The organism is Bacillus sp. SRL543, from assembly GCF_984799205.1.
Genome location: NZ_OZ481794.1, coordinates 407,920 through 420,335 on the forward strand (window position 1 = coordinate 407,920; position 12,416 = coordinate 420,335).

Annotated in this window: 10 protein-coding genes; 9 read left to right on the forward strand and 1 reads right to left on the reverse strand. The window is 48.1% G+C overall.

The features are described from left to right. The first annotated feature begins 394 nt into the window (after positions 1-394). The 5 genes from putP (AC4E8B_RS02195) to AC4E8B_RS02215 all read left to right on the forward strand — a co-directional run bounded on the left by putP (AC4E8B_RS02195) (position 395) and on the right by AC4E8B_RS02215 (position 7,131). Positions 395-1,858, forward strand: a complete 1,464-nt coding sequence (gene putP / locus AC4E8B_RS02195) for a sodium/proline symporter PutP (RefSeq protein WP_490219461.1) — start codon at positions 395-397, stop codon at positions 1,856-1,858. Between the two features lie 361 nt (positions 1,859-2,219). Then, entirely contained in the window at positions 2,220-3,722 is a 1,503-nt protein-coding gene (gene putP, locus AC4E8B_RS02200; protein WP_490216732.1) for a sodium/proline symporter PutP, read from the forward strand. A gap of 151 nt (positions 3,723-3,873) precedes the next feature. Beyond that, positions 3,874-5,157, forward strand: coding sequence for an isocitrate lyase (gene aceA, locus AC4E8B_RS02205; RefSeq protein WP_490216733.1), 1,284 nt, complete (start codon positions 3,874-3,876; stop codon positions 5,155-5,157). Positions 5,158-5,289: 132 nt separating this feature from the next. After that, the gene (locus tag AC4E8B_RS02210; RefSeq protein WP_490216734.1) at positions 5,290-5,733 is read left to right on the forward strand and encodes a YueI family protein; all 444 of its coding nucleotides are present in this window, start codon (positions 5,290-5,292) and stop codon (positions 5,731-5,733) included. A 570-nt stretch (positions 5,734-6,303) separates the two neighbouring features. Further along, entirely contained in the window at positions 6,304-7,131 is an 828-nt protein-coding gene (locus tag AC4E8B_RS02215; RefSeq protein ID WP_490216735.1) for a VanW family protein, read from the forward strand. Between the two features lie 18 nt (positions 7,132-7,149). Here AC4E8B_RS02215 and AC4E8B_RS02220 read toward each other — a convergent pair whose 3' ends face one another. Beyond that, positions 7,150-7,500 (reverse strand): cupin, encoded by a 351-nt coding sequence (locus AC4E8B_RS02220; protein WP_490216736.1) that lies wholly within the window; start codon positions 7,498-7,500, stop codon positions 7,150-7,152. A gap of 258 nt (positions 7,501-7,758) precedes the next feature. Between AC4E8B_RS02220 and AC4E8B_RS02225 the strand changes: the two genes are divergently transcribed. From AC4E8B_RS02225 to gatB, 4 genes are all read left to right on the forward strand, one after another. Then, positions 7,759-8,997 (forward strand): MFS transporter, encoded by a 1,239-nt coding sequence (locus tag AC4E8B_RS02225; protein ID WP_490216737.1) that lies wholly within the window; start codon positions 7,759-7,761, stop codon positions 8,995-8,997. 211 nt (positions 8,998-9,208) lie between these two features. Next, positions 9,209-9,499: an Asp-tRNA(Asn)/Glu-tRNA(Gln) amidotransferase subunit GatC gene (gene gatC, locus AC4E8B_RS02230; protein ID WP_490216739.1), complete on the forward strand. Its 291-nt coding sequence runs from the start codon at positions 9,209-9,211 to the stop codon at positions 9,497-9,499. A 12-nt stretch (positions 9,500-9,511) separates the two neighbouring features. Next, positions 9,512-10,969, forward strand: a complete 1,458-nt coding sequence (gene gatA / locus AC4E8B_RS02235) for an Asp-tRNA(Asn)/Glu-tRNA(Gln) amidotransferase subunit GatA (protein ID WP_490216741.1) — start codon at positions 9,512-9,514, stop codon at positions 10,967-10,969. Positions 10,970-10,982: 13 nt separating this feature from the next. Next, complete coding sequence (gene gatB, locus AC4E8B_RS02240) at positions 10,983-12,410, forward strand: Asp-tRNA(Asn)/Glu-tRNA(Gln) amidotransferase subunit GatB (RefSeq protein WP_490216742.1); 1,428 nt, start codon at positions 10,983-10,985, stop codon at positions 12,408-12,410. Positions 12,411-12,416 lie beyond the last annotated feature (6 nt).

Below are 12,416 nucleotides of genomic sequence, written 5' to 3' on the forward strand. Positions count from 1 at the left end.
TTTCCGGGAGGTTCGTCTTGAGGCCCCCAGGAAGCTGGTCATGCAGACGTTGCCACAGGACGTGGCGTTCTTAGTCTGCGTTCCTTAAGGTGATCAAGGCGCTTGAGCTTTTGTGCTGCGCACTTCTAGTAGGATAGTCATATTTTTATCGAAATATTTATACTATTAAATTTATTGTGTATAATCTTATTAGTTTTACCCACTTAAAGCCGCATGATAGGAGGGAAGAACAGAATTTAATCAAACGTTTGATTAATAGGTTTTTACTAAAAAAATGGAGGTGGCGGGAGATGGGATTGAGCGGGATGACGATTTTCTGGCTGTTTGTGCCAATGCCGGCATTGGTTTTGCTTTCTATCATCACGTATTTTACTGAGAGGAGAATGGAAGGATGATGTCTACGGCTACACTCGTTACATTTATCGTCTATCTGGCCGGGATGCTGGCAATTGGCCTGTTTTTTTACCGGATGACCAGTAATCTGTCCGATTATGTATTAGGCGGAAGGAGCCTGGGTCCTGGAGTGGCAGCATTGAGCGCCGGGGCATCTGATATGAGCGGCTGGCTTCTTCTGGGACTGCCGGGCGCTGCATATGTTTCCGGTTTTTCTGCTGTCTGGATCTGCATCGGCCTGGCGGCTGGCGCTTATCTGAACTGGCAGTTTGTTGCACGGAGGCTGAGGGCTTATACAGAGGTTTCCAGGAATTCCATTACGATTCCTGATTACCTTGAAAACCGCTTCAGGGACGATTCGAAAGTGCTGAGGGTTATTTCTGCATTTGTTATTTTATTATTTTTTACCTTTTATGCTTCATCAGGAATGGTGGCAGGCGGCAAGCTGTTTGAAAATTCTTTTGGGCTGCAGTATGAAGCGGCCTTGTGGATCGGTGCCATCGTCATCATTTCCTATACCTTCCTTGGCGGCTTCCTCGCGGTTAGCTGGACTGACTTTGTTCAAGGGATATTGATGTTCATCGCCCTGTTGATTGTTCCGATTGCGGCAATCAGCGAGGTCGGCGGCTGGAGCGAGGCAGTTGATAAGGTGGGAAGCATCAAGCCGGACGGCCTTGATGTGTTTGCAGGGACCACGGCAATCGGGATCATATCTTCCATGGCCTGGGGCCTCGGTTATTTTGGGCAGCCGCATATCATCACCCGTTTTATGGCATTGAGATCAACCAGGGATGTGCCGATGGCAAGGCTGATCGGAATGGTATGGATGATTGCGGGGCTGTTTGGCGCCATTTTTACCGGGTTCGCCGGCATTGCTTATTTTGCAGATGCTCCGTTAAAGGATTCAGAAACGGTATTTATGGATTTCAGCTCCCTGCTGTTTAATCCTTGGATTTCCGGGATTCTGCTTGCTGCAATCCTTTCGGCGATTATGAGTACAATCGACTCCCAGCTTCTTGTGTCCTCAAGTGCGGTGGCGGAGGACTTCTATAAGGCAGTCTTCAGGAAGGGAGCCGGGGAAAAGGAGCTTGTATGGGTCGGCAGGATCTCAGTCATCGTGATTGCCCTGATTGCCATCATTCTTGCCATGAACCCGGAAAGCTCTGTCCTTGATCTTGTGAGCTATGCTTGGGGCGGATTTGGCGCTGCATTCGGTCCGGTGATCATCCTGTCGCTATTCTGGAAGCGGATGACAAGGAATGGTGCGCTTGCAGGGCTTATCTCCGGGGCTGCAACGGTTGTCATTTGGGAAAAATTAAAGGGCGGCATCTTTGACTTATATGAAATTGTTCCTGGCTTTCTGGTATGTACTGCAGCGATTATTATTTTCAGTCTGGCATCTTCTTCACCGGATAAGGAAATCGAGGAAGAGTTTGAGAAGGCCAGAAAATCATCTTTTAATTAAAAAATATATATCTATCATAAAGCAGGCTATTATGGCCTGCTTTTATATTTCAGAGAAAACTGCGACTTAATTTTATAAATTTATATGAATAGATACTCGCATAGAACCGTTTTCTTAATTATATATGCAATATTCATGAATAAATATAAATGACAACTATAAAAACTGAATATTATCCCTGTTCTGACTATGTATCTGTGTTACGCTTATTTACGGCTGTTGAACGGCGGGAGTGAGGGCTGTTTTCTGATTGGTTTTTTTCTTGAAACCGGGATTGCATAAGGTTGCAGAAAAATTGCATAGAAAAGAGTGCTCTTAATTAAAATTATATTTAATCCAGAAAGGAGAATGCTTTAAAACAATGGAAACTGCTACGTTAATTACTTTTATTGTGTATTTAATCGGAATGCTTGCAATTGGACTTATTTCATATAAACTGACAAGCAATCTGTCTGACTATGTCCTCGGAGGGAGAAGCCTTGGTCCTGGAGTGACGGCCCTTAGCGCCGGCGCTTCTGATATGAGCTCCTGGCTGCTGCTGGGATTGCCGGGCCTTGCTTATGCGACAGGACTTGATTCCATCTGGATGTGCATCGGCTTGATTATTGGTGCCTATCTGAACTGGAAATTTGTTGCTTCCAGGCTGCGCGCCTATACGGAAGTTGCGAATGACTCCATCACAGTCCCCGACTTTTTCGAAAACCGCTTTAAGGACGGATCACGGCTTCTTCGTGTTATATCCGCTCTCGTCATTTTAATATTCTTCACTTTTTATGCTTCATCCGGTTTGGTAGGGGGAGCCCTGCTTTTTCAGGAAACTTTTGGGATGACGTATAATTCGGCCCTGCTGATAGGGGCGGTCGTCATTATATCGTATACCTTCCTTGGCGGCTTTTTGGCTGTCAGCTGGACTGACTTTTTCCAGGGGCTTCTGATGTTCCTGGCTCTTGTAATCGTTCCGATTGTAGCTTTCGCAAAGCTTGGCGGATGGGGAGAAACGATTGATACAGTCCGGTCTATCGATCCGTCTTATCTGGATCCGATTGATACGATGTCAGGCCTGGGAATCGTGTCTCTTATGGCCTGGGGGCTCGGCTATTTCGGCCAGCCGCATATCATTACCCGATTTATGGCCATCAGGTCTACAAAAGAAATTCCTAAAGCCCGTTTTTATGGGATGTCCTGGATGACCATTTCTATTATCGGCGCCATTTTGGTCGGCCTTGTAGGAATACCGTCATTTGCGGATAACCCGCTGATCCAGGGAGATGTGGATAATAGCGAAAAGGTATTTATTTTCTTTGCGGATATCCTGTTTAACCCATGGGTATCAGGCATCCTGCTGGCTGCAATATTGTCAGCAATCATGAGTACGATCGATTCCCAGCTGCTTGTATCATCGAGCGCATTGGCGGAAGACTTTTATAAAGGCATCATCCGCAAAAATGCGAGTGATAAAGAACTTGTCTGGGTTGGGCGCATCGGTGTTATCGTCATTGCGCTGATTGCAATCCTTTTAGCGTATACAGGCAATCCGAAAAACGGGGGAGCTTCGATTCTTGACCTGGTGAGTTATGCATGGGGCGGATTCGGCGCCGCATTCGGCCCGGTTGTACTTTTGTCTTTATACTGGAAACGGATGACCCGCAATGGGGCGCTTGCAGGTATACTTACCGGCGCCATTACGGTGGTCGTCTGGAAGCAGCTTACAGATAAAGAAATCATTCCGTTTGAGCTGTATGAAATCGTACCAGGCTTCGTCCTTGCCCTTCTGGCAATCGTGATCTTCAGCCTTATCGGCAGGCAGCCGGACAAGGTGATCAGGGAAGAATTTGAAGAAGCAGTGGAAAGCGATCGAGAATAAATGTGAAAAAGCTGGTGAGATTTCTCATCAGCTTTTTTTCTGTAACTAATTTCAGAAAATTTGATTAAAACACTTTTCTTTCTGTCAGTTTCTGTTATATAATACAAAATGTAAATAATAATCTGTATTATAACATAAAGGAGGAAATGGAATGGTTACTAACACAGCTGCAGCGATTCAGGAGAAGTGGGAAATGGAGGATCGGTGGAAGGGGATTGAACGCCCATATTCTGCTGAGGATGTTTTAAAGCTGCAAGGTTCGGTCCGGATTGAACATACATTGGCAAGAAGGGGCGCCGATAAGTTGTGGAAGCTGATCCATGAGGAAGATTTTGTGAATGCGCTTGGGGCACTAACAGGAAACCAGGCTGTCCAGCAGGTGAAAGCCGGGCTGAAGGCGATTTATTTGAGCGGCTGGCAGGTTGCGGCAGATGCGAATCTTTCCGGCCATATGTACCCTGACCAAAGCCTTTATCCTGCCAACAGTGTTCCACAGGTAGTCAAACGGATCAATCAGGCGCTGCAGCGGGCTGATCAGATCACTCACAGCGAAGGCGACCATTCCATTGACTGGTTTGCCCCGATTGTTGCCGACGCAGAAGCCGGGTTCGGGGGGCAGCTGAATGTGTTTGAGCTGATGAAGGGAATGATTGAGGCAGGTGCCGCTGGTGTCCATTTTGAAGATCAGCTTTCTTCAGAAAAGAAATGCGGCCATCTTGGCGGGAAGGTGCTGCTGCCGACTCAAACAGCGGTGAAAAATCTGATTGCTGCCAGACTGGCGGCAGATGTGATGGATGTCCCGACTGTGCTGGTAGCGCGTACAGATGCCAATGCAGCTGATTTGATCACCAGTGATGTCGATCCTTATGATCACCCGTTCATTATGGGAGAGAGAACGCCTGAAGGTTTTTTCAGGGCCAGGGCAGGACTTGATCAGGCTATTTCCCGCGGGCTTGCCTATGCACCTTACGCGGATTTGATCTGGTGTGAAACTTCTGAACCGGATTTGGATGAGGCGAGAAGATTTGCGGAGGCCATCCATGAAAAGTTCCCTGGAAAATTGCTTGCCTACAACTGCTCGCCTTCATTCAACTGGAAGAAAAAGCTGGACGATGAAACCATTGCAAAATTCCAGAAAGAGCTCGGCAGGATGGGGTATAAGTTCCAGTTTGTCACGCTGGCAGGATTCCATGCGCTGAACCACAGCATGTTTGAACTGGCACGGGGCTATAGGGACAGAGGAATGGCCGCTTATTCCGAGCTGCAGCAAAGGGAATTTGCGAGCGAGGAATTCGGCTATACGGCGACCCGCCATCAGCGCGAGGTGGGCACCGGTTATTTTGACCAGGTTTCCATGGTTGTTTCAGGAGGGACGTCTTCCACGACAGCCTTAAAGGGGTCGACTGAAGAAGATCAGTTTACAGTGTCCCAATAACGTTCTGCTCTCCCTCCTTGGCCAAAGGAGGGTTTTTTTTATGGGGGAAAAGGAATAGTAAAAAGAGGAACATCACATTCTTAGACAAATTTACATACATAATAGTAGCCTGTTACTAGAGGAGGTGCGGAAATGCCACAGAATGTGGATGATTATGTGAAGCAGGGGATGTATGGGCAGAAGCAGACAAAGCCGGATGAACGGAGAAAATTCCTCGGAACGATCAGGGAGCGGATTGTGGTTGCACTCACCCAGCCCCAGGTAAGAAGGGAAGGGACGATCCGGGAGGCTGAAGCTGCGCTGAAGGAAAATCCATCGGCCCATCTATACTTAAACGGGAACATGAATTACTCTTATTTGTCGAAGTATATAAAGCTTGCGTCACACTATGGAGTGGAATATACGATTGTCACGAATAAGGAACATAATACGGAAATCGGACTTGTCCTTGCTTATGATCATGCGATAGATAAGGAAGAAATTTATATTAGCGATGACAAGGCTGCAAAGAAAGCTCCTGAGAAAAAGACAAAAAAGGGAGTGGCTGGATTTTTCCAGAAGCTTTTTCAAAAGTAATTTAGGAATAGGGAATGCTGAGGGCAATGGTCCTCAGCATTTTGTGTTAAAATTAAGTAATATTTTCCATATATATATCTTCAGTCAGTTGATATCCCCCATATACACAGGCAGCTCTCCCTCTCCGTCTGCATGCCTGATGATCAGCTCCCTGATGGGGGCAGGAAATAAAGGGCAGTCTGCCCCCCGCTGTCATGCATCTTGATGGCAAGCAGGCAGCCAATTTTTATAATGATTGCTTTTGAAGCTGTTCTGATCACTTTATATCCTCCTTGGGATAGCATTCATATGGGGTCTGTTCATTTCCGTTCTAGGCACTTCGCTTTCCGAGGGGCGACGCTGAGCCTCCTCACGCTGCGCGCTGCGGGGTCTCAGCATTGCCGCTGCTTTCCCGCAGGAGTCTACGTGCCTTCCACTCCAATAAACAGAGGCTCCTGTACTTTTACTTACTTTTAACAAAAAATAGAGTCTGAATGTCTCCATTCCATGAAATAGACTCAAGGATGCATTTCCTTTTGACGAACCAAGCCATTTCCCCCTATTTATTTTACTAAGCGAGGTGCAGGAAAAATGAATATTGCCGATTTGCGCCCTAAAAAAAGGTCAGAATTAAGAATCAGAGCCGGCACGTGGTATTACACCTGGAAAAGATATGGCCGCTGGCTGGCGGACGCCCGTACATACAGCAGCAGAAAAGAAGAAGCTGCTTTGCCATATCCGGTGTTCAGGCATCAGACCCCCCTTCTAAGAAAGCTGAAGGACGTAGACATGGCCTATCAATATAATAAAATTAAAAACCTGGAAATTGCCGTTGAGAGGCTGAACGCTATCGTTATTTATCCTGGGGAAACATTCAGCTACTGGAAGCTTATAGGCAGGCCGGCTGCAAGAAAAGGATACCAGCCCGGCATGATTCTTCACTATGGAAGCTTTAAGATGGGAACAGGGGGCGGTCTCTGCCAGCTTTCCAATTTGATTTACTGGATGGCCCTGCACACCCCGCTTACAGTGACGGAAAGGCACCGCCACAGCTATGATGTGTTCCCGGACTCAAACCGCACCCAGCCGTTTGGGAGCGGTGCCACCTGTGCATATAATTATCTGGACCTGCAGATAACCAATCATACAGAAGAGCCTTATCAGCTGATCCTTTATCTGACGGATGCCGATTTGTGCGGAGAGTGGAGGTCGGTTTCAGAGCCTCTATATACGTATGAGGTGTATGAACGGAGCCATACCATCACCCCTGCATACTGGGGCGGATATGTACGCCATAATGAAATATTCCGCCGGGCCTATAACCGGCAGGGGAAGCTGTATGACGATGAATATGTAACAGAGAACCATGCCATCATGATGTACGAGCCTTTGCTTGAAGGAACAGCCCGCTCTAACTAACAGAGCAGGCTGTCTTATTCAAAGGGGCTGAAGCTGGGAAGAAGGCTCAAGGCCATGGCCTTCTATAATGATGGCGGTAATGCCGAGGGAGGATCCTGATTCATGGTTTTCCCCTTCTTCCCAGAAAACGGCTGTTCCAGGCTCCACAGCTATTCGTTCGCCTTCTGCGTCCCTTACCCAGCCCTCGCCGGAGACAATCAGGAAAAGCTGCGGGCAAACAGCAGGATGCATCCCAAGGACGCTGTCTTCCTTCAGGTGCATGCAGCCAATCGTGGCCGGCTTCTCCATTGATAAAAGTGTGTAATAACTGTTCATGCTGCCGAATTTTGAAACCTCTTTTCCGCCAGAGCCTAATCGAAAAAGCTTCATCTAAACCTCTCCTTTAATCTATTCAAATCCATTATAACCAAAAAGATAGAATAGAACGAATTATATAAAAACCGATGTAATTTTCTGGATTCAGGGCTTATAATAGCTTTATCAGGCGGCATATTCCGCCATACAAGGAGGAATTCATTATGACAATCGAGGTGCTTGTTTCCTAGTCTGGGACGGGGAGCTTGTCACGAGATCTCCGTTTCAGACTTTCTTAGTTTCCATTAAGAAAGAAGAAGCGGAGGAAGGACAATGGATGCAAAAAAAGTATATTATAGGCTAACAGGAATCCGGGCGTTTTTATTTCAAGTCATATTTACCGTAAATGCGATTTATTTTGTAGTGGAGGCCGGGCTTAATCCGCTCCAGCTCGTCCTGATCGGCACAATCATGGAACTGTCTATTGTACTGTTTGAGGTGCCGACCGGAGTCATAGCTGATCTTGTCAGCAGAAAAAAATCCGTCATCATTGGAACGGCGCTCCTTGGCCTGGCACATCTTCTGGAGGGGGCGGTTCCTGCATTCTGGGGAATCGCAGCAGCTTATGCTGTCTGGGGCCTAGGCTACACGTTTCTCAGCGGCGCTGAAGAAGCCTGGATTGCAGACGAAATGGAAGGAAAGGGTTTGGATAAGCTTTTTTTGAAAGGCTCGCAGATTGCCTCCTTTGGAAAAATTGCAGGCATCATGGCAAGTGTGATGATATCCATGCTCTTTTCTGTTCAGGCAGCGATTCTGATTGCCGGCGGTTCTTTCATTATATTGGCTGTCTGGCTCTGGTTCAGGATGCCTGAACACCGGTTTGAAAAGCTGGAGCTTGAAGAATCCTCCCAGCTTCGCCAGCTTGCCGGGGCCGTCCACAAAGGATACAGGACAGTGAAGGGCCATCCGGTTCTTGCCGGCATGGCTGGCATTGCCCTTATGTGGGGGCTCGCAAGCGAAGGCTTTGACCGGTTATGGGCTGCTCATTTCCTTGAAGATATCCAGCTTGCCGAAAGCTCTGCAGTTCTCTGGTTCGGTTTAATCAATGGAGTAGCGCTGCTTTTGAATATCGGTGTGGTCGAGTGGGTCAGCAGGAGGCTGAATGGAGAAGGGGAGCAGAGATATGTCCGCCTGCTGCTCTTCGTAAACGGAGCTCTTGCGGCCAGCACACTAATATTTGCGCTTAGCGGGGAACTTTGGCTTGCCCTTGCCTCTTATTGGATCAGTTTTACACTGAGAGGCCTTAACAGCCCGCTTTACAGCATCTGGCTTAATCAGAAGCTGGAGTCAAAGGGGAGGTCCACCATGCTTTCTCTGTTCGGCCAGCTTGATGCAATCGGACAGATTGCAGGAGGGCCGCTTGTCGGCTGGATCGCTTTTTCCTTTTCCATCTCGGCCGGACTGTTTGCGACAGGCCTGCTTACAGTGCCTGTCCTGTTGTTCCTGTGGCTAGCCGGACGATACGCAAGCAGCAGGGTGCCCCGGTCAATCGGAAAGGATCATTCCGTATAAGACCAGGACCATGAATGAAAGAAGAACACTGAAAAATGGAAAAGGCGTCTGGAATCTCCCAGGCGCCTTTCCGCTATACCATGCCGGCATAATTCAATAGGAGAAAACGCGGGATACTATTGCTTCCGGCAATTGCTTTAAAGCGCTGGAGTCTGATATGATTCTATCTATACTTATCAGCATGTTTTTAATTTATTTGGAGGTGAATGAAGTGTCTAGGATATCAGAAGAGCAGGTCAGGCATGTAGCCCACCTGGCACGTCTGGAAATGACAGATGAGGAAGCAGGGCGGATGCAAAAAGAGCTGGATAAAATGATTACCTTTGCGGAGCAGCTTAACGAGCTGGATACAGAAAAGGTTGAGCCCACATCCCATGTACTGGATATCAAGAATGTATTCAGGGAAGATGCAGCGAAAAAAGGGCTTCCGCAGGAGGAAGTGCTGAAAAACGCGCCGGACCACCAGGATGGACAGATCAAGGTGCCATCCATACTGGAATAGGGGGAAAGACTAATGAGTTTGTTTGATCATAAAGTTTCAGAGCTCCACGAACTTTTACATAAAAAAGAAATTTCCGTATCTGATCTGGTTGAGCAGTCCTTTAAAAGGATTGGGGAAGTGGACAGCCAGGTAGGGGCATTCCTGACTTTGAACGAAGAAGAAGCACGCAGGCAGGCAATGAAATTAGATGAAAAGCTGGGCACAGAAGAGTCAAAGGGCCTCCTTTTTGGCATGCCGATCGGGATTAAAGACAATATTGTCACAAAGGGGCTGAGAACCACCAGTGCCAGCAAGATCCTGGAGAATTTCGACCCGATCTATAATGCCACGGTTATGGATCATTTACATAATGCTGAGACTATCACAATAGGGAAACTGAATATGGATGAATTTGCGATGGGCTCTTCAAATGAGAACTCAGCTTTCGGGAATGTGCGCAATCCATGGAATCTGGATAAAGTGCCTGGCGGTTCTTCAGGCGGTTCGGCAGCAGCAGTCGCTGCAGGAGAAGTGCCGTTTTCCCTGGGATCGGACACAGGTGGATCAATCAGGCAGCCCGCTTCCTACTGCGGTGTGGTTGGGTTAAAGCCGACATATGGGCGTGTTTCCCGGTTCGGGCTTGTTGCGTTCGCTTCGTCACTTGATCAAATCGGCCCCGTAACAAGGAATGTTGAAGACAATGCTTATCTGCTTCAGGCGATTTCGGGGCTGGATCAGAATGATTCTACCTCAGCAGATGTTCCTGTCGATCATTATGCCAGCGCCTTGACTGGAGATGTGAAGGGCCTACGAATCGCTGTGCCCAAAGAGTACCTTGCTGAAGGTGTGGATGAGGAAGTCCGGCAGTCTGTCCTTGATGCACTCAAGGTTCTGGAGAAGCTTGGGGCTGTTTGGGAGGAAGTATCCCTGCCGCATTCCAAGTATGCTCTGGCTGCTTATTATTTGCTTTCATCATCAGAAGCGTCCGCCAACCTTGCCCGCTTTGACGGTGTCAGGTACGGCTACCGCGCCCCGGATGCCGAAACACTCATGGAACTCTACAAAAAGTCGCGCGCCCAGGGCTTCGGCGATGAAGTCAAGCGAAGGATCATGCTCGGAACCTTTGCCTTGAGCTCCGGCTATTATGATGCCTATTATAAAAAAGCGCAAAAGGTCCGTACGCTGATCAAAAAGGATTTTGAAGAGGTATTCCAATCTTATGATGTCATCATCGGACCGACAGCACCGACTCCTGCTTTTAAAATCGGGGAAAATCTGGACGATCCTCTGACTATGTATGCGAATGATATTCTTACAATACCAGTCAACCTGGCGGGAGTGCCGGCCATTTCTGTGCCGTGCGGATTGTCGAATGGAATGCCGCTCGGGCTGCAGATCATCGGCAAGTATTTCGACGAAAGCACGATCTACAGAACAGCCCATGCCTTTGAGCAGGCCACTGACTTCCACAAGCAAAAACCGGGACTGTAAGGGGGGAACAGACATGAACTATGAAACGGTGATTGGACTTGAGGTCCACGTTGAATTAAAAACAGATTCGAAAATTTTTTCCGCGAGCCCGAACCATTTCGGGGCGGAACCGAATACAAACACAAGTGTTGTTGAACTTGGCTATCCCGGCGTGCTGCCGGTGCTCAACCGCAAAGTGGTCGATTATGGAATGAAAGCGAGCATGGCGCTGAATTGCCAGATTGCCGACGTAACCAAATTCGACCGCAAAAACTATTTTTACCCTGATAACCCAAAGGCCTATCAGATCTCACAATTTGATAAGCCGATCGGCGAACACGGCTGGATCGAAATCGAAGTGGATGGTTATAAGAAAAAAATCGGAATCACCAGGATTCACCTGGAGGAGGATGCCGGCAAGCTGAATCATGAAAAAGGCTATTCCCTCTGCGATTACAACCGCCAGGGAACCCCGCTGATCGAAATCGTTTCTGAGCCGGATATCAGGACAGCCAATGAGGCGTACGCTTACCTGGAGAAACTGAAAAGCATCATCCAATATACGGGTGTTTCTGATTGTAAAATGGAAGAAGGATCGCTCAGATGCGATGCGAATATCTCCATCAGGCCAGTTGGCCAGGAGGAATTCGGCACCAAGACGGAGCTGAAGAACCTGAACTCTTTCAACTTTGTCAGAAAAGGCATTGAATATGAAGAGAAACGGCAGGAGGAAGTGCTTCTCGCGGGGGGTGAAATCCAGCAGGAAACCCGCCGCTATGATGAATCTACTAATACGACCCTGCTTATGCGCGTAAAGGAGGGTTCTGATGATTACCGCTATTTCCCGGAGCCTGATTTGACGGATATTTATATTGATCAGGAATGGAAGGACCGGATTGCTGCTGAGATTCCGGAGCTGCCGGACGCGAGGCAGAAGCGTTATGTAGAAGAGCTTGGCCTCCCTGCTTATGATGCTGCCGTCCTGACGGTAACGAAGGAGACAGCCGATTTCTTCGAGGCAGCGGTGGAAGCGGGTGCGGATGCTAAGCAGGCATCAAACTGGCTGATGGGTGAAGTGTCTGCCTACTTGAATGCTGAGCAGAAAGAACTGGCCGATGTGAAGCTGACACCGGAAAATCTGGCCGGGATGATCAAGCTGATCGAAAACGGGACGATTTCCAGCAAAATCGCCAAAAAGGTGTTCAAGGAGCTCGTTGAAAACGGCGGCACTGCCGAAGCCATCGTCAAAGAGAAGGGCCTTGTCCAAATCTCTGATGAAGGGGCGCTGCTGCAATTTGTAACAGATGCTCTTGATGCCAATCCGCAATCGATTGAAGACTTCAAGGCAGGAAAGCAAAAGGCGGTCGGATTCCTGGTCGGGCAGATCATGAAGGCGTCCAAGGGACAGGCCAATCCGCAGATGATCAACAAGCTGCTGATGCAGGAAATAACAAAGCGATAGAGATTG